The organism is Occultella gossypii, from assembly GCF_019947135.1.
Classification (GTDB): Bacteria; Actinomycetota; Actinomycetes; order Actinomycetales; family Beutenbergiaceae; genus Occultella; species Occultella gossypii.
This window is the reverse complement of the sequence record NZ_JAGSHT010000002.1, coordinates 273,873-289,508: the sequence shown is the minus strand read 5'-3', so window position 1 is coordinate 289,508 and position 15,636 is coordinate 273,873. Positions and strand designations below refer to the sequence as shown.

Genomic DNA, 15,636 nt, shown 5'->3' with positions numbered 1-15,636 from the left:
GATCACCCCTTGAGTGCGCCGGACATGAAGCCACGGACGTAGTGCCGTTGCAGGATGAGGAAGAGCAGGACGCACGGCACCGCCAGCACGACGACCCCGGCCTGGGTGGCGCCGTAGTCCACGATGCCCATGACCTGCTGGCGCATGTTCGCGATCGCCAGGGGTAGCGGCACCTTGTCCGAGCTGCTGATCAGGATGAGCGGGGCGATGAAGTCGTTCCAGGCCGCCAGGAACGCGAACAGGGCGACCGTGATCAGCCCGGGCTTGACGGCCGGCATCAGGACCCGGACCAGGGCGCCGAACGTGCCGCACCCGTCCACGAGCGCGGCCTCCTCGAGTTCGGCGGGCACGGACTCGAACGAGATCCGCATCATGAACGTTGCGAACGGCAGCTGGAACAGGGTGAGCACCAGGGCGAGCCCTACCAGGGAGTTCTGCAGGCCGATCGCGTTCAGGAGCACGTACAGCGGGATCAGCAGCGTCGCGTACGGGACCATCAGGATCGCCAACGTCAGCATGAACAGCAGGTTCCGGCCCGGGAACCGGAACCGCGCGAACGCGTAGCCGCCGAACAGGGAGACGCCCAGCGTGAACAGCACGGTCAGGCCGGAGACGATGGTCGAGTTGAGGACGTACCGCCAGACCCCGGCCTGGTAGTTCGCCAGCGTGACGTAGTTCCCGAAGCCCCAGCCCTGCGTCTGGGCGGTGCCGCCCTGGGGTGACACGGAGGCGACGGCGGCCCATACCAGCGGGGCGAGGAACAGCAGCGCGAGGCCCCCGGTGAGCACGTACGAGGGGGTTCGCAGCAGTGGGTGGGCGCCCCGCGTGCCGCGGGAGGAGGCGGTCGCCGTCGCCATCAGTCCTCCCGTCCGCGCAGCACCCGGAACTGCACGGCGTTGAGCGCGACCAGCCCGATGAGGACGAACACCGACAGCGCCGCGGCCCGGCCGAGGTCGTTCGCGCCGGCGAACGCCATGTTGTAGATGAGCTGGACGATCGTCAGGGTGCTGTTGTCAGGGCCGCCCTTGGTGAGGATGAAGAACTGGTCGAACGCGAGCAGCGATCCCGTCACGCACAGGATGGTGCACAGCGCCAGGGAGGGACGCAGCAGCGGCAGCGTGATCCGGGCGAAGATCTGGCGCCGGTTCGCGCCGTCGATCCGGGCCGCCTCGTACACGTCGTGGGAGATGCCCTGCAGGCCCACCATGAGCAGCAGCATGTAGAACCCGGCGAAACGCCAGACGATGAGGAACACCGTCGACCACAGCGCCGAAGTGGGTGTGCCGAGGAAGGAGACGGACTCGGTGATCACGCCGAGCGCGAGCAGCATCGGGTTCAGTGGCCCGCTCTGCTGGGAGTAGAGGGCGTAGAAGAGCAGGGACGCGGACGCCAGCCCGAGTGCGCTCGGCACCAGGATCGCGGTGCGCAGCAGGTTCTTCCAGCGTGAGGACTCCTGCACGATCAGTGCCAGGCCGAGCGCGACGGCAAGCAGGATCACGGTCGTGATCACGGTGTACTTCACGGTGAACACCACGGCCGGCCACAACAGGCGGTCGTCCAGGACCCGGGTGAAGTTCTCGGGTGCGTTCAGGCCACGGTTCCCGGCGAACAGGCCCCAGTCGGAGACCGACATGCGCAGCACCAGCAGCACCGGCAGCACGAAGAAGACGCCGACCAGCACCGCCGTCGGGGTTGCGTACAGCCAGCCCTGCAGCGACCTGGACCGCCGCCGACGGCGGGGGTGCTCTCTCGCGTGTGTCGGCCGGCTGCTCCGGGCGGCCGCGGGCGTCGACGTGCTCACGTCGCTCATGTCACCTCCTTCCGTGCAGGTTTCGCCCGTGCGGCGGCCGGTCCACGGATCGGCCGCCCACGGGCGGGGCGGGTACTACTCGCTCAGCGCGTCCGTGATGAGCTGGTTGTCCTGTTCGAGCGTGCCCGCGTCCTCGAACACCTCGTTCCGGAACAGGCTCACCCACGGGCTGCCTGCGGCGTTGTAGGCCTGCTGGAAGTTGATCGCGACCGGGGTTCGGCTCGACTCGGCACCGGCGACCCCGTTGATGATCTCCAGCCGCGGGTCGTCCGCGGTGAACTCGTTCGACGCGAGGTCGGTGCGTGAGGGTGTGGTCCCGTTCGCCGCGAGCACGCCGACCTGGGCGTCCTCGGACATCAGCCAGGACAGGAAGTGCCAGGCCGCATCGGCGTGCTCGGAGTCCTTGGAGATGCCGATGCCGTCACCGCCGATGAACGTGGCCTGCCCGCCGTCCACCCCCGGGATCGGCACGACGCCGACGTCGACGGTCTCGTCCGCCGTCGCCAGCAGCGTTGCGGGGTAGGGCATCACGCCGATCGTGCCCTCCTGGAACGGGCCGACCCAGGTCGCGCCGGTCTCGTCACGGGACGCGGGCGCCACCGCACCGGCCTCCCACAGCTCACTCCACATCGTGTACACGCTCTGTGCGGTGTCGCTCGCGAGGAGTGCCTCGGTGCCGTCCTCGTTCATCACCTCGTCGCCGGAGGCCCAGATCATCGGGAACCAGGTGAACACGCCGCAACCGCCACAGTTGCCGCCGAAGTACGTTCCGTAGACGCCGGGCTGGTCCAGGGCCTGGATGGCCAGGGCCTGCTCCTGGAACTCGGCCAGGGTGGTGGGACCCTGTTCAGGGTCGAGTCCGGCCTGCCGGTAGAGGTCCTTGTTGTAGAACATGACCGACAGGTCCAGCACGAACGGGAGCACGTACTGCGCGCCGTCGTAGGTGCCCGCGTCGAGGTGCCCGGTGTTGATCGAGTCGGCGAAGTCCAGCGAGGCGATGCTGTCCGTGAGATCCATGAACAGGCCCGCCTCGGTCCAGTTCGGCACGTAGACGATGTCGGCGGCGAACAGGTCGGGCAGATCGCCGCTACCCGCGGCCGCGCCGACCCGGGCGACGTAGTCGTCGTTCGGGGTGATCGTGAGTTCGACCGTGTTCTCGAACTGCTCGTTGTAGGCGTCCACGAGCAGGTTCGCCTGGAACTCCATCGGTGCCCGGGTCCACAGGGTCAGGGTGGTGCCGTCATCGACCCCCTCGAGGGCCGCGCCGTCGCCGCCGCCCGGATCGTCCCCGTCGTCTCCGCCGTCCCCGCAGGCCGCCACGCCCGCGAGGAGGAGGCTCCCCGCCGCGAGAACGGCGAGGGTGCGTGACCCTCTGGTGCGCACTGTCCTCATGGTGCATCTCCTCGAGCTCGTCCTTGAGCGCCGCCGTGGTGATGGTGGGACGGGATGCCGTGCGGCCTTCGACACCCGCGAAATGCATGTAGATGTGTTTCCGATGCTTCTTCGTCGGTCCTGCACCAGGTCCCACCGGAACCGTGGCAACTCCCATGATTCCGGGGTCTTGCCAAGGTTCTCGTCGAGTTGGCGCGTTCCCCGAAACGGGCCGAAAAGGTTTTCCGACCGTAAGCCGCCACGCACTGCACGTCAAGGCCTTCAGCGGTTACAGTTCGATGAACCGGGCAGGTGGCCCGACGACGGGAGAGGGAGTCCGCGGCGATGCGAACACCCACGGGAGCGGGACAGCGGACGGCGACGCTCTCCGACGTCGCCCGCCTGGCCGGCGTCTCGATCGCGACCGCGTCCAAGGCGCTCAACGGGCGCCGTCAGGTGAAGGCGGAGACGCGGGCGAAGGTGATCGACGCCGCCGAACGGCTCTCGTTCTCCCCCAATGCCCTCGCCCGGGGCCTGCTCGCGGGCCGCACGGGCACGGTCGGTCTCCTCACGTCGGACCTCGAGGGCCGGTTCTCCATCCCGATCCTGATGGGCGCGGAGGACGCGTTCGGCTCCGGCCGGACGTCGGTGTTCCTCTGCGACGCACGGGGTGACGCGATCCGGGAGCAACACCACGTGCGGGCACTGCTCTCGCGGCGGGTGGACGGACTCATCGTGGTCGGCGCCCGGCCCGACCCGCGCGCCTCCCTCGGCCCGGACCTGCCCGTGCCGGTGGTCTACGCCTACGCACCGTCCGAGTCCGCGGACGATCTCTCGCTGGTCAGCGACAACGTCGGCGGCGGCCGGATGGCCGTGGAACACCTGATCGCCTGTGGGCGACGGCGGATAGCCCACATCGGCGGCGACCCGACCTACGGTGCGGCGCGGGATCGCACGGTGGGAGTCCTGGGCGCACTTGCCGACGCCGGCCTCGAGCTCGCCGGCGGCAAGCCGTTCTACGGCACCTGGTCCGAGGCGTGGGGGCGCGGCGCGACGCGCATGCTGCTCGAGCAGACGCCGGACGTCGATGCGATCTTCGCGGGCTCGGACCAGATCGCCCGCGGGGTGCTCGACGCGCTGCACGAGCTGGGCAGGGACGTGCCTCGAGACGTGGCCGTGGTCGGCTTCGACAACTGGGAGGCGATGGCGGCCAACGCCCGCCCACCGCTGACCAGCATCGACATTCGCCTGGAGCACCTCGGCCGCATCGCCGCGCAGCGGCTCGCCGCCGCGATCGACGGCGAGCCGACGTCGGGCACCGAGGTCCTCCCCTGCCGGCTCATCACGCGCGGGTCCACGGCACCGCAGACCTGATCAGCGTCGGTCCCGGGTCAGGGTGGGACCCACGCGTCAGGGGCGTCTGGCCACCGGGCCCGCTTCGAGGACCCGCCGCATGTCGAAGTTCGTGAGTCGCACGCCCCCGCGCACCGGGAAGCGTTGCGCGTCGACGACGAAGCCGTGCCGCTCGAAGAACGGTTTCGCGGTCAGGCTCGCGTGCACGGTCAGCTCCGTCAGTCCGCGCCCGACGGCGGCGCTCACCACGTGCTCGAGCAGCGCGGTCGCGATGCCTCGCCGCGCGTATGCCGGGTCGACGAACATCATGTCGATGTAGCCGTCCTCGCCGAGGTCGGTGAATCCTGCCACCTCACCGTCCACGACCGCCACGACCGTGCCCGCGGCGGCGCGCCTCGACGCCCATCGTTCGGCGTCGACGTCCGCCGGCGCCCAGACGGCGATCTGCTCGGGGGTGTAGTCGCGGCCGGCCGTCACGCGGATCGCGCGCTGGAACACGCCCAGCGTCGCGGCGGCATCGTCGTCGGTGTAGGCACGTAGTTCCACGTCCGCCACGGTAGCCCGCCCCATCCACTCGTTGTGGTTCGATTCCGACGTGCCAGGTGCGTCGGAATCGCCCCGTTGGCGCTGAGGTGCGCAGGATGCTACGAGCCCTGCGCTAGTTCGCCGGCCGAAGTTCCGGCTGCAGCAGCGGCGCGTGCGCCTCGAGGAGTTCGTCGGTCATCGCCCGGATCTGGGTCAGTGTGCATTGCGCGCTGGTCAGCGGGTCGAGGGCGACCGCGTGGTGCACGTGCTCGACCTCGCCGGTCAGCGCTGCCTTCACGGCGAGGGTCTGGGTGTTGATGTTGGTGCGGTTCAGGGCGGCGAGCTGGGGCGGCAGCTCGCCCTGCGCCGTCGGCTGGACGCCGTTGGCATCGACGAGGCACGGCACCTCCACGCACGCGTCCGCGGGCAGGTTCGTGATCAGCGCGCCGGCGTTCGGCACGTTCCCGTAGACCACGCTCGGCACACCGGTGACCATCGAGTTCACGATGGACGCGCCGTACTCCACCGACGGCGCCAGGTCCTCCTTGAGCCGGGCCAGCTGTTCGTCGATGTCACCCGGTTCGTCGTGGGCGGCGCAGATCTCGTAGTAGTCCCAGCGCTGCGGGATGTAGGAGAGCACCAGGTCCGGATTCTTCCGGAAGTAGGGCAGGTACTCCGAGGCATGGTGGCTCGACTCGGTCTGGAAGTAGCCGAAGGAGTCCATGATCGTGGTGCGCACCTGCTCGTTGCCGCCCTCGTAGGTGCTCGCCTCCTCGGCGGCGCCGGAGTGGTCACCGTCATCGACGGCCAGGTCCTCGGCGGCCCGGCCCGGTAGGTGCTTGGCGAGCATGGTCTCGCGCAGACGCGGGTAGAGGTCCTCGGCACCGCGCCGGTACTCCAGGATCCAGGCCTGGTGGTTGATGCCGGCGCACCGGTAGGAGACCTCCTCGTACGGGACGCCGAGGGTGCGGGCGAGCATCCGGGTGGTGCCCTGCACGCTGTGGCACAGCCCGACGGTGCGCAGACCCTGGGCGTTCAGGTACGCCGTCGCCATCGCCATGGGGTTCGCGTAGTTGATGAACTGTGCGTCCGGGCAGAGCTCGCGGGCGTCGGCCGCGATCGCGGCGTAGGCCGGGACCGAGCGCAGGAACCGGAACACCCCGCCGGGGCCGACGGTGTCCCCCACGGTCTGGTCCACCCCGTACCGGCGCGGGATCTCGACGTCGTGCCGGTAGGCCTCCACCCCGCCCACCTGGAACGTGATGATCACGAAGTCGGCGTCTTCCAGCGCCTCGCGCCGGTCCGTCGTGTGTGCCACGTCCACGTCGAAGCCGTGGTGGGCGACCAGATCGCGGGCGGCGCCGGCCACCCGGTCGAGCCGGCCGGCGTCGATGTCCATGAGGTAGAGCCGGGCGCCGCGCAGGGCCGGGAAGCTGAGCAGGTCACCGATGAGCCGGAACGGGAACACGAAGCCCCCGGCGCCGATGATGGTGATCTTGGGGGTCGCCGTCGAGGTCGTCATGACCATCACCGTAGGTCCGAGTGATCCGGCAGTACCTCCGCGAGAGACATCATTCCTTCCGGGATCCTTGGCTACGCTGCCTGGATGGAGGACGCCGCCGTCGAGACGATGCCGCCCGGAATCTGGACGCACCACGGGCCGGCTCCGGTGATGGCGCGCCCGCACCGCCATGACGACGTGGAGCTGAACCTCGTCGTGTCCGGACGCCTCGACTACCTCTTCGGCGGCGCCCCGGTCAGTGTGAGCGCCGGGCAGATCGCCCTGTTCTGGGCCGCGACGCCGCACCACCTGATCCCGGCCGGCACCGAGACCGTCGGCGGCTGGGTGCACCTGCCGCTGGGTACCGCGCTCGGCTGGTCGCTGCCGGCCCAGGACCTCGCCACCCTGCTGCGCCCGCGTCCGGTGATCGTGGCGGCCGCCACGGTCTCCGGCGACGCCGGAGCCCTCTTCGCCTCCTGGCACGCGGAACTGCTCGAGGCGGACGCCACCATCGCGCTGCTCGAGGTGCAGGCCCTGGTGCGCCGACTGCTGCGCGCCGGGCGCGCTGCGCCGGAAGCCCTCGACGGCGGCGCGCACCCCGGGCGGGCGCGTGCCGCCGTCGACATGGCCCGGTTCGTCGCCGAACACTTCCGCGAACCGATCGCACCCGCGGACGTCGCGGGCGCCGTGCACCTGAACCCGACGTACGCGATGACGCTGTTCCGCCGGTCCGTGGGCACCACGATCGGCACGTACCTGAGCCGGTGCCGCGTCGCCGAGGCGCAGCGGTTGCTGATCAGCACCACGATGACGACGGCGGACGTCGCCCACGCATCCGGGTTCAGTTCGCAGAGCGCGTTCTACGAGCAGTTCACCCGCATCTGCGGGCGAGCGCCGGGCGGCTACCGGCAGGCGGTCCGAGCCGGGGCACCCGCGTAGATACGGCACCGCGTATCAAAATTCGGTGGACCACCTCCTCCACGGGCAGGTAGAACGTAGTGTCCCCAATCTCTCTCAAGGACGACCGGCGATCGGGGGATCACCGCACGGACCGGAAGGGTTCCCCGATGCACGACGTACGCTCCCTCGGCACGATCCTCGGCGTCTGGGCACACCCGGATGATGAGGCGTTCCTGTCCGCCGGCCTGATGGCGGCCGCAAGGGATGCCGGCCAGCGGGTCGTGGTGGTCACCGCGACGCTCGGCGAGCACGGCACCACGGACGCCACGCGCTGGCCGCCCGATCGGCTCGGCCGGGTCCGTGGACTCGAGTTGGCCGCCTCGCTCGCTGCGGTCGGGGTGACGGAGCACAGGTATCTGGGTCACCCAGACGGCAGCCTGGCCCGCCAGCACCAGCTGCAGGCGATCGATGAGTTGGCCGGGATCGTCGAGCAGGTGCGGCCGGACACCATCGTGACGTTCGGCCCGGACGGGCTCACCGGACACGAGGACCATCAGACCGTGTCCGCGTGGGCGAGCACGGCGCGCGCGGCGTCGGCGCCGGATGCCCGGCTGCTGTTCGCGACCACCACGGATTCGTTCGTGCGCCGCTGGACACATGTGCATGACCGCCTGGACGTCTTCCTCGCCGACGGGCTGCCGTTGCGGACCCCCGACGCCGACGTCGCCCTGGCCCTCAACCTGACCGGCGCGGACGCCGACCGCAAGCTCGTCGCGCTGCGCGCGCACGCCTCCCAGACGGCAGGCATGCTCGCCGCGATCGGCGAGGACACGCTGCGCGAGTGGTGGTCGGTCGAGACGTTCCTGGACGCCGACCGGAGCCCGCTCCCCCAGCGCCGCGGCGCCGATGCCGGCGGCGCGGCAGTTCCGGCCTGGGGCACCTGGCAACTCGTCGGCTGAACCACGCTCCCCGAGCCGCGCTCCTGGATGAGTGGGTCACTGACCCGTCGAGGGCACCCGGTGTCCCGTGCTCACTCAGCCGAGGTCGCCCGGATCCACTCGCACCAGGCCGGGAACACCATCGAAGTCGGGATCGCTCGACAGCAGACGTGCGATCCCGTTCACAGCGGCCGTAGCGGCGTGCACCGCGTCGCGACCGCGAAGTGACGTACTCGAGACGAGCTCCAGCGCCCGTGCAAGGACGGCGGCGTCGAATGGGTGCAGAACACACAGATCGCCAGCAGCCCGGGCTTGCCGAACCGCTGCCTCACGCTGGGTTCGGCGCATCCGGTGATGTAGTAGCCCCTGGACCATCTCCACGCTCGCGTGCAACTCCACCTCGCCCTCAGCGGCGAGCCCGACGATCCGACGGCATGCATCTCGTCGCTCATGCGGCAGCCCCAGCGCGTACGCGAACACGGCGGTGTCGACCAGGTAGATGTCAGGCACGGTCGCGGACGTCCAGGTCGTCCTCAAGCGCAGCCTTTGACTCGGCCCAGTCCGGCTCCCGTCCGGTCCCGCTGGTGTCGAACTCAGCCACCAGCCGACGGCCGGCCTCGGCGCGGATGCCTGCCCCCGACGCGAAATGCGAGTCGATCGCGTCTCGGACGATCGACGCCACGGAGCGACCGCTCGCCGTCGCCTCGCGCTCCAGCCGCGCATACCGGTCCTCATCGAGCAGGATCTGCATCCGACGCTCCAGTCGCGACATGCACATACATTAGCATGTGCATGTCGGAGGTCCCGAGGAGTGCCTCTGTAGCATCCCGGGCATGCTGCGCGACGCACGCGATCAACTGACCGAAGCCGAGCAGGCGCGGATCGACGCCGTCCTCACCGGTGCCGCGGATGCCGACGGCAGGCTCATCGGGGTCTATGGCCAGGGCTCGCGCTTCACGGGCTTCGCCACGGGTTCGGACCTCGACCTCGTGCTCGTCTGGGACGCCGCACTTCCGACCACACCACTGCTGACCGACGCCACGCGCCACGTCATCGACCCGGAGCACCACCTGGAGGTCCGGCGTGACGCCGGGGACGACATCGACGTAGACCTCGTGCACACCACCCTCGGTCGGCTCGAGGAGACGGCCGACCGAGTCGAGTCCGGGGAGGGCTGGAACACTTCGGAATGGCCCGATCCGCTCTACACGGTCGCCGGGCTCGCACAGTCCACCCTGCTCCACGACCCATCGGGAACGGTCGCGGAACTACGCAGCCGTGTCCAGGCACCGACCGCCATGTTCCGCAGCACGGTCGACAGGACGTTCCGCAACGCCGCCCCCGCCTTCCTCGCGGAACTCGAGAACGCGGACCGGAACGGCCACCACTGGCTGTCGCACAAGCTTCAGACCGACCTCATGCGGCTCGCCCAGGTCCAGCTCTTCGCACGATCGGGCCACTACGCGCCGTTCCCAAAGCACCTGCGCGCCTGGTTCGGACGTCTCCAGATCGACCGGGACGTTCAGGACGCGGAGCGAGCCGTCTGGGAGGGCGGCGAACGACTGACCGCGATGACTCGGCTGGTCGAACTTCTCAGCGTCCCGTGACGGCCGGTTCGTGCCGCATCCCTTGGGCGCGCCGCGGCGGTATGAGACTCTCCACTGTGATGAACAGGATCGCCTCCAGCGAGTGCTCGCATGACTGATCCGGTCGACCTCCAGGACGTCGAGGTCCGGATCGTCGCGGCCCTGCTCGCCCACCCGCGCGCTCGCGTGGGCGCCATCGCCGAGGCCGCGGGCACCAGCGCTCCCACCGTCTCCCGGCGCCTCGCGTCCCTGCTCGGACCCGTGGTGCGAGTGGTCGGCGTCATCGATCAGCAGCGGGCGGACGCCGGGTTCGCGGTGTTCCTGCGGCTGCGATGCGTGCCTGGCGCGAGTGCGGACGTGGCCCGCGCCGTCTCCGAGTGGCCCGAGTCGGGCTACGTCTCCGTGATCGGCGGCGAGCTCGACTGCGCGGCGCAGCTCCATGTGCGCTCGACCCGACACCTGCTCGAGATCACCAGCGACCGGCTCAGGGGCGTCCGCGGTGTGATCGGGAGCTCGACCTCGAAGATCATCCGCCGGTTCTCCACTCCGCACGGCTGGACCGGCGCGGTCCTGCCCGAGCGCGCCGTCGCGGCACTTCGCTCGGGTCGCCTGGACCACTGGTCGGAGGACCGCCCCCGGGAGAACTACCGGATGGACGAGCTCGACCACGCCGTCGCGGCCGAGCTCGCCGAGCATGGCCGCCGCAGCTGGCGTGAGGTGGCGAGCCCGCTCGGGATCCAGCCCGCGACGGCGCGGCGCCGCGCCGAGGCGATGATGACGGCCGGGCTGCTCCGGTTGCGCACCGTGGTCCAGCCCGAGGTGCTCGGTCAGCCGGTGGTCGCGTTCATCTGGCTACGGGTGGCGCCGTCACGGCTGGAGTCGGTGGGGCGCGCGGTGGCCGCGCACCCGAACGTGCTCAACATCGCCGCGACCACCGGGCACACGAACCTGTGCGGGGAGGTCGCCCTCACCTCGGACGAGGCCCTCTACCGCTTCATCACCGAAGACGTCGGTCAGTTCCCCGGCGTGGCGGCGGTGGATGTCTCGGACGGCCTCGACGTCATCAAACGGGCCTCGCACGTGTTCGAACCCGTCCTGGCGGAGCCGACCAGCAGCGGCCGCTGACGCCGGTCGCCGCGCCAGGGCAACGCCGGTCGCCACTCGGCCGCGGACCGGCACGGAGCCCGCCGACCTCGTCCAGTGACGACTGTTCTGTTCACAGCAACCCCATCTAGCGACTCGTTCGGTCATCTGGTTGCCGATTCGTGCCACTCCCCATCCACCTGGGTATGTTCTCGCGAAACCCCGCACGGAACGGAGACCCAGTGACGCCCACCCGGATTCGCGGCGGTCTCGTCATCGACGGCACCGGCGCACCGGCTCGCCGCGCCGACGTCGACATCCACGGCGGCCGCATCACGGCGATCGAGGCGCCCGCGGATCGTGGCGACGCGAATCGTGGCGCCACGGCGGGAGCCGGCGAGCGGGTCATCGATGCCACCGGTCTCGTGGTCTGCCCCGGGTTCGTCGACATGCACGCCCATGCGGACCTCGCCCTGATCCGCGAACCCGACCGGCTCAGCGCCGTCAGCCAGGGCGTCACCACCGAGGTGATCGGCCAGGACGGTCTCTCCTATGCCCCGATCACCCCGGCGGCAGCCACCGACCTGCACGGGCGGATCCGCGGCTGGAACGGTGACCTGCCCGACGGCGGCATCACCTGGACCAGCGTCCCGGAATTCCTCGAGCGGGTCAGCGGCGCCGCCGTGAACGTTGCCTACCTGGCCCCGCACGGGACGCTGCGGCTGCTCGTCATGGGCACCGAGCAGCGTCCCGCGACGCCCACCGAACTGGACCGGATGGCCGGGCTGCTGGCCGACGCCCTCGCGGGCGGCGCCGTCGGGATGTCCACCGGCCTCACGTATGTGCCGGCCCTGTTCGCCGACGACGGCGAGCTGACGCGGCTGTGCGAGGTGGTCGCCGCGCACGGGGGCTACTACGCGCCGCACCACCGCAGCTATGGCGCCGGTGCGATCGAGGCTTACGCCGAGTGCCTGGACCTCGGCCGGCGGACCGGGGTTGCCGTGCACCTGACCCACGCGCACCTGAGCTACGCCCTGAACCGGGGCCGCGCCCCCGAGCTGCTGGCCCTGGTCGACGCCGCCCTCGCGGACGGCGTGGACGTCACGCTCGACTCCTACCCCTACATCGTCGGCTCCAGCTACCTGCACTCCGCGCTGCCCAGCTTCCTCCAGCAGCGCAGCGTGGATGAGATCGTCGAGCTCCTGGCCCGCCCGGACGTGCGCGACGACCTCGTCGAACGCCTCGAGCGTCGCGGCACCACCGGCTCCCACGGGGTACCCGTGGACTGGTCTCGGGTGGTCATCGGATCAGCCACGGACGCCTCGCTGCCGGGGCTCTCCATCGCCGAGCTTGCGCAGCGGCGCGGCGTGCGGGCCATCGACGCGTACTGCGACGTGCTGATCTCCGAACGACTGGGCGCCATGTGCTTGGTCCACGAGGGTGACGAGGTCAACCTGCGCACGATCCTGTCCCACCCGCGCCAGTGCGCCGGCAGCGACGGCCTGCTCGCCGGGCAACGGCCCCACCCGCGGGCGTTCGGGACCTTCGCGCGCTACCTCGGCGAGTACTCCCGGGATCTCGGCCTGGTGCCGCTGGAGCTGATGATCCACAAGATGACGGCGCTGCCGGCCGGGCGGATCGGGCTCGCCGACCGCGGCGTGCTGGCCGTGGGCGCGGCGGCCGACGTCGTCTGCTTCGACCCGGCCACCGTGGCCGACCGAGCCACCTTCGACCAGCCCCGCCGCACGGCCGTCGGGATCCAGCACGTGCTCGTCAACGGCGAGCCGGTCCTGACCGACACCCAGCCCACCGGCGCCCGCCCCGGCCGCGCCGTCACGAACCGAGAGGCCGCCTGAGCATGGGCAACCACGAACCGACGACGATCACCAAGCGGACCCTCACCGAGGGTCTGCCGCAACCGGCCGGTCCCTACAGTCACGTCGCCACCATCGGTGATCTCGTCATCACCGCCGGCTTCGGCCCGCAGGACCCCGTCACCGGCGAGATCCCCGAGAGCGTCGCCGCCCAGACCGACGCGGTGCTGCGGAACGTCGCCGCCGCACTGGGAGCCGTGGGCGCCGACCTCGACGACGTGCTGAAGGCGACCGTGCACCTGGCCGACGTCCACCGCGACTTCGCCGAGTTCAACGCCGCGTATGCGACCCACTTCGAGGCGCCGTACCCGGTGCGCACCACCGTGGGAAGCGTCCTGCCCGGCATCCTCGTGGAGATCGACGTGGTCGCCCGACGCGGCGGGGCAGCGCGATGACCCAGGCACCCACGCCCGCCCGACCACCCGGGCCGGCCCCCGCCGTCGCCGGCACCAAGGCACTGCTGCGCCGCCTCATCGGCGACGGCATGGACATCGCGGCCGCCGTGGACGTCAGCACGTGCGAGCCCGACGGCGACCGGCAGGTCTTCTCCTACGAGGCCACCGGCGGCCGGCTGCGGCTGCGTGGCAGCGACCCGGGCGCGCTCGCGAGCGGGTTCTACCACTACGCCAAGAACCACGGCGGTGCCCAGTTCACCTGGGACGAGCGCACCCTCGACCTGCCGGCGCCGCTGCCGGACGCGCCGCCGACCCGGCGCACCACCGAGCTCACGACCCGGTACTACCTGAACTTCGTGACGTTCTCCTACTCCGCGGCCTACTGGGGCTGGGAGCGGTGGGAGCGCGAGATCGACTGGATGGCCCTGCACGGGATCAATCTGCCGCTGATGGTCCTCGGCCACGAGGCCGTGTTGCTGCGGGCGTTCACCGAACTCGGGCTCGACCCCGCGGACGCTGCCGCCTGGATCGGCGGCTCCGCCCACTTCGCCTGGACCTGGATGGGGGCGACGAACTCCTGGGGCGGGCCGCTGCCGAAGGACTGGGTGGCCGAGCACCTGGATCTGGCCCGCCGGGTCCTGGCCCGGCAGCGCGAACTCGGGATGACGCCGGTGCTGCCCGCGTTCGCCGGGCACGTGCCACCCGCGCTCGCCCCGGACGGCACGCCCACGATCGAGTGGCAGGGCTGGCGCACCCACCTGCTGCCCGCCGACTCGGAAGAGTTCGCACGCGTGGCCGCGGCGGTCATGACCGCCCAACGCGAGCTGCTCGGCACCGACCATCACTACGCCGTCGACCCGTTCATCGAGTCGGTGCCGCCGTCCGGTGACCCGGCGTACCTGCGGTCGATGGCGCAGGGCATCTACGCCGGCATCGCCGACTCCGACCCGGACGCCGTGTGGGTGCTGCAGGGGTGGCCGTTCCACTACCAGCGCGGCTTCTGGACCGATGAGCGTGCCCGGGCGTTCCTCGATGCGGTGCCCGCGAGGCGGCTGCTGCTGCTGGACCTGTGGGCCGAGCACGCGCCGATGTGGGAGCGTACCGACGCCATGTTCGGGCGCCGGTGGCTGTGGTGCGCGGTGCACAACTTCGGCGGCCGGTTCGCGCTCTTCGGCGACCTGGCCGGCCTGCGTGACGGGCTCGGCCGGGCCCGCCGGTCCCCCGGGCGGGGCCGTCTCGAGGGCACCGGACTGACCATGGAGGCGATCGAGAACAACGCCGTCTTCTACGAACTCCTGGCGGACCTGGTCTGGGAGCCGGAGCCGTGCGAGGACTGGCTCGCCCGCTTCGCCCGCACGCGCTACCGCACCGGCGACCCCGCCGCGGCGGGCGCCTGGGACATCCTCGCCCGCACCCTGTACGCACCCGGGCGGACGCGGTCCATCCCGTCGCCGATCATCGCCCGCCCGTGGGGGCCCGAGGCACCGTTCGCGACGCAGCGCCTGGCCGGTGAGTTCGTGGACACCAGTGCGCCCGAGCGCCAGTCCGCGAACATCGACGCCGAGAACGACCCGCGGGTACTCGGCGACCTCACCGACGTCGCCGAGGCGGCCCGCCTCCTGATCGGCCTGCACCCGGACACCCCGGCGACCGGCCCGCTCGGGCGGGACATCGTGGACGTCGTCGGGCACATCGTGGCCCAGCACGCGCGGCTGCCCATCCGGGCGATCCTGGCCGCCTCCGCCCGCGGCGACGCCGACGGCGTTCGGCTCGCGATGGCCGACCTGCGCGAGCACATCCTCACCCTCGACGAGCTCGCCGACCAGACGCCCGGCTCGCGGCTGACGACCTGGACCGCCGACGCCCGGGCCTGGGGCGCCGACCATGCCGAGGCCGACGTGCTCGAACGGGACGCCCGCACCCTGCTCACCGTGTGGGGCCGCCAGGACAGCGGCCTGCACGACTACTCCGGCCGGCACTGGTCCGGGCTGCTCGCCGGCTTCTACCTCCCACGGTGGCAGCTCTGGGCGGACTGGCTCGCCGATACGGCGGAACGGCCCGACGGCGCAGGTTCCGCCGACGTGTCGGCGTTGCGGCAGGCGGTCGTGGCCCACGAAGAGGCCTGGCGCACCGCGACCACGCCCGGCACGCCCGTGCCGGCCGACCGGCCGGCGCTGCCGGCTCTCGTCCGGGACGCCCTCGCGAGGTTCCCTCCCCCACCCGGGGCGAGCGCCGCCGTCGCCCCCTCGAACGACCCGACCGGAACATCAACCGCCACATCCCCCGAGAAGAAGGAGTAA

General features: G+C 71.1%; 15 protein-coding genes. 8 read left to right on the top strand and 7 right to left on the bottom strand.

What is annotated here, in order from left to right:
- Nucleotides 1-2 precede the first annotated feature (2 nt).
- The 3 genes from KCQ71_RS02435 to KCQ71_RS02425 all read right to left on the bottom strand — a co-directional run bounded on the left by KCQ71_RS02435 (nucleotide 3) and on the right by KCQ71_RS02425 (nucleotide 3,202).
- The gene (locus KCQ71_RS02435) at nucleotides 3-857 is read right to left on the bottom strand and encodes a carbohydrate ABC transporter permease (RefSeq protein ID WP_223402459.1); all 855 of its coding nucleotides are present in this window, start codon (nucleotides 855-857) and stop codon (nucleotides 3-5) included.
- Nucleotides 857-1,810: a carbohydrate ABC transporter permease gene (locus tag KCQ71_RS02430; protein WP_223402457.1), complete on the bottom strand. Its 954-nt coding sequence runs from the start codon at nucleotides 1,808-1,810 to the stop codon at nucleotides 857-859. Before KCQ71_RS02430 ends, KCQ71_RS02435 begins: the two co-directional genes overlap by 1 nt.
- Before the next feature lie 75 nt (nucleotides 1,811-1,885).
- Nucleotides 1,886-3,202 (bottom strand): ABC transporter substrate-binding protein, encoded by a 1,317-nt coding sequence (locus tag KCQ71_RS02425; RefSeq protein WP_223402456.1) that lies wholly within the window; start codon nucleotides 3,200-3,202, stop codon nucleotides 1,886-1,888.
- Between the two features lie 324 nt (nucleotides 3,203-3,526).
- On the opposite strand from KCQ71_RS02425, the gene KCQ71_RS02420 reads away from it, so the two are divergent.
- A complete protein-coding gene (locus KCQ71_RS02420) occupies nucleotides 3,527-4,555 on the top strand; it encodes a LacI family DNA-binding transcriptional regulator (RefSeq protein WP_223402454.1) in 1,029 nt (342 codons plus the stop codon).
- A 36-nt stretch (nucleotides 4,556-4,591) separates the two neighbouring features.
- On the opposite strand, the gene KCQ71_RS02415 is transcribed toward KCQ71_RS02420, so the two are convergent.
- Entirely contained in the window at nucleotides 4,592-5,080 is a 489-nt protein-coding gene (locus tag KCQ71_RS02415; RefSeq protein WP_223402453.1) for a GNAT family N-acetyltransferase, read from the bottom strand.
- 112 nt (nucleotides 5,081-5,192) lie between these two features.
- Nucleotides 5,193-6,581 carry an alpha-galactosidase gene (gene melA, locus KCQ71_RS02410; protein ID WP_223402451.1) on the bottom strand — a complete coding sequence of 463 codons (1,389 nt, stop codon included), beginning with the start codon at nucleotides 6,579-6,581 and terminating at the stop codon, nucleotides 5,193-5,195.
- Nucleotides 6,582-6,665: 84 nt separating this feature from the next.
- Between melA and KCQ71_RS02405 the strand changes: the two genes are divergently transcribed.
- Both KCQ71_RS02405 and KCQ71_RS02400 read left to right on the top strand, forming a co-directional pair.
- Complete coding sequence (locus KCQ71_RS02405; RefSeq protein ID WP_223402450.1) at nucleotides 6,666-7,499, top strand: helix-turn-helix domain-containing protein; 834 nt, start codon at nucleotides 6,666-6,668, stop codon at nucleotides 7,497-7,499.
- Between the two features lie 128 nt (nucleotides 7,500-7,627).
- On the top strand, nucleotides 7,628-8,419 hold the full coding sequence (locus KCQ71_RS02400) for a PIG-L deacetylase family protein (protein WP_223402448.1): 792 nt from the start codon (nucleotides 7,628-7,630) through the stop codon (nucleotides 8,417-8,419).
- Nucleotides 8,420-8,494: 75 nt separating this feature from the next.
- Here KCQ71_RS02400 and KCQ71_RS02395 read toward each other — a convergent pair whose 3' ends face one another.
- Nucleotides 8,495-8,935, bottom strand: coding sequence for a type II toxin-antitoxin system VapC family toxin (locus tag KCQ71_RS02395; protein WP_223402447.1), 441 nt, complete (start codon nucleotides 8,933-8,935; stop codon nucleotides 8,495-8,497).
- Complete coding sequence (locus tag KCQ71_RS02390) at nucleotides 8,901-9,170, bottom strand: hypothetical protein (RefSeq protein ID WP_223402445.1); 270 nt, start codon at nucleotides 9,168-9,170, stop codon at nucleotides 8,901-8,903. Before KCQ71_RS02390 ends, KCQ71_RS02395 begins: the two co-directional genes overlap by 35 nt.
- Before the next feature lie 61 nt (nucleotides 9,171-9,231).
- Between KCQ71_RS02390 and KCQ71_RS02385 the strand changes: the two genes are divergently transcribed.
- From KCQ71_RS02385 to KCQ71_RS02365, 5 genes are all read left to right on the top strand, one after another.
- Complete coding sequence (locus KCQ71_RS02385) at nucleotides 9,232-10,005, top strand: hypothetical protein (RefSeq protein WP_223402443.1); 774 nt, start codon at nucleotides 9,232-9,234, stop codon at nucleotides 10,003-10,005.
- 90 nt (nucleotides 10,006-10,095) lie between these two features.
- Nucleotides 10,096-11,109, top strand: coding sequence for an Lrp/AsnC family transcriptional regulator (locus KCQ71_RS02380; protein WP_223402441.1), 1,014 nt, complete (start codon nucleotides 10,096-10,098; stop codon nucleotides 11,107-11,109).
- A 200-nt stretch (nucleotides 11,110-11,309) separates the two neighbouring features.
- Nucleotides 11,310-12,923 (top strand): N-acyl-D-amino-acid deacylase family protein, encoded by a 1,614-nt coding sequence (locus tag KCQ71_RS02375; RefSeq protein WP_223402439.1) that lies wholly within the window; start codon nucleotides 11,310-11,312, stop codon nucleotides 12,921-12,923.
- 2 nt (nucleotides 12,924-12,925) lie between these two features.
- Entirely contained in the window at nucleotides 12,926-13,336 is a 411-nt protein-coding gene (locus tag KCQ71_RS02370) for a RidA family protein (protein WP_223402437.1), read from the top strand.
- A complete protein-coding gene (locus KCQ71_RS02365) occupies nucleotides 13,333-15,636 on the top strand; it encodes an alpha-N-acetylglucosaminidase (RefSeq protein WP_223402435.1) in 2,304 nt (767 codons plus the stop codon). Before KCQ71_RS02370 ends, KCQ71_RS02365 begins: the two co-directional genes overlap by 4 nt.

Excerpts from the sequence above, each read along its gene's own strand:
- KCQ71_RS02425 (WP_223402456.1), bottom strand. The coding sequence starts at position 3,202 with ATGAGGACAGTGCGCACCAGAGGGTCACGCACCCTCGCCGTTCTCGCG.
- KCQ71_RS02390 (WP_223402445.1), bottom strand. The coding sequence starts at position 9,170 with ATGTCGCGACTGGAGCGTCGGATGCAGATCCTGCTCGATGAGGACCGG.
- KCQ71_RS02435 (WP_223402459.1), bottom strand. The coding sequence starts at position 857 with ATGGCGACGGCGACCGCCTCCTCCCGCGGCACGCGGGGCGCCCACCCA.
- KCQ71_RS02365 (WP_223402435.1), top strand. The coding sequence starts at position 13,333 with ATGACCCAGGCACCCACGCCCGCCCGACCACCCGGGCCGGCCCCCGCC.
- KCQ71_RS02400 (WP_223402448.1), top strand. The coding sequence starts at position 7,628 with ATGCACGACGTACGCTCCCTCGGCACGATCCTCGGCGTCTGGGCACAC.
- KCQ71_RS02370 (WP_223402437.1), top strand. The coding sequence starts at position 12,926 with ATGGGCAACCACGAACCGACGACGATCACCAAGCGGACCCTCACCGAG.
- KCQ71_RS02420 (WP_223402454.1), top strand. The coding sequence starts at position 3,527 with ATGCGAACACCCACGGGAGCGGGACAGCGGACGGCGACGCTCTCCGAC.
- KCQ71_RS02385 (WP_223402443.1), top strand. The coding sequence starts at position 9,232 with ATGCTGCGCGACGCACGCGATCAACTGACCGAAGCCGAGCAGGCGCGG.
- KCQ71_RS02380 (WP_223402441.1), top strand. The coding sequence starts at position 10,096 with ATGACTGATCCGGTCGACCTCCAGGACGTCGAGGTCCGGATCGTCGCG.
- melA (WP_223402451.1), bottom strand. The coding sequence starts at position 6,581 with ATGACGACCTCGACGGCGACCCCCAAGATCACCATCATCGGCGCCGGG.
- KCQ71_RS02405 (WP_223402450.1), top strand. The coding sequence starts at position 6,666 with ATGGAGGACGCCGCCGTCGAGACGATGCCGCCCGGAATCTGGACGCAC.
- KCQ71_RS02430 (WP_223402457.1), bottom strand. The coding sequence starts at position 1,810 with ATGAGCGACGTGAGCACGTCGACGCCCGCGGCCGCCCGGAGCAGCCGG.